This is a genomic window from Gordonia sp. UBA7860 (assembly GCF_002500165.1).
Lineage (GTDB): Bacteria > Actinomycetota > Actinomycetes > Mycobacteriales > Mycobacteriaceae > Gordonia > Gordonia sputi.
In genome coordinates this window covers 2,881-3,127 of sequence record NZ_DLSO01000134.1, presented here as the reverse complement: position 1 = coordinate 3,127, position 247 = coordinate 2,881, and the positions used below count along the sequence as shown (strand labels likewise).

Genomic DNA, 247 nt, shown 5'->3' with positions numbered 1-247 from the left:
GGCGTCGGCGACGAAGCGGTCCTGGCCGGGAAAGAAGCTGGGGTACGCGTTCAGAGCCGCGTCAGTGTGTGGGGTCTCAGGCATAGCGAATCCTCGGATCGAGTGCGGCATAGAGCAAGTCGACGACGATGTTGCAGACGAGGTAGATCAGCACGAGCACCGTGACGAAGGAGACGACGGTCGGGGCCTCGCCACGGATGACCGCTTGATAGATCGTTCCGCCGACGCCGGGGATGTTGAAGATGCC

1 protein-coding gene is annotated in these 247 nt (G+C 62.8%); it reads right to left on the bottom strand.

Annotated features, from left to right (window positions below):
• Window positions 1–76: 76 nt before the first annotated feature.
• Window positions 77–247: ABC transporter permease subunit (locus B3T59_RS16875; protein ID WP_287004420.1), on the bottom strand; the 171-nt coding region annotated here is incomplete at its 5' end.